Raw genomic sequence first — 522 nt, forward strand, 5'->3', positions numbered from 1 at the left:
CCCAGCCGGCCCTGTTCGCCGTCGAAGTCGCCCTGTTCCGGCTGCTGGAGAGCTGGGGGCTGCGGCCGGACTTCGTGGCCGGGCACTCGATCGGCGAGATCGCCGCCGCGCATGTGGCGGGTGTGCTGTCGCTGGACGACGCGTGCGCCCTGGTCGCCGCCCGCGGCCGTCTGATGCAGGCGCTGCCGACCGGTGGCGCCATGATCGCGGTGCAGGCGGGCGAGGAGGAGGTCCTGCCGCTGCTCACCGGGCGGGTGTCCGTCGCCGCGGTCAACGGCCCGCGGTCGGTGGTGCTCGCGGGTGACGAGGACGTGACGGCGGCCCTGGCGGCCGGTTTCGAGGCGCGGGGCCGAGTTCTGGGTGCGGCACGTCCGGGAGGCCGTCCGCTTCCTCGACGCCGTCCGCGCCCTCGAAGCGGCCGGCGTGAGGACGTACGTCGAACTCGGTCCGGACGGCGTCCTCTCCGCCCTCGCCCAGGAGTGCGTCACCGACGAGGACGCCGTCTTCGTCCCCGCCCTGCGC

1 pseudogene is annotated in these 522 nt (G+C 75.3%); it reads left to right on the forward strand.

Features of this window, described 5'->3' with window-relative positions:
* Nucleotides 1-522 (forward strand): annotated as a pseudogene (locus IF43_RS40245) (acyltransferase domain-containing protein); the annotation flags it as partial.

This window comes from Streptomyces sp. NRRL S-87 (genome assembly GCF_000719335.1).
In the GTDB taxonomy this organism is placed as follows: Bacteria; Actinomycetota; Actinomycetes; order Streptomycetales; family Streptomycetaceae; genus Streptomyces.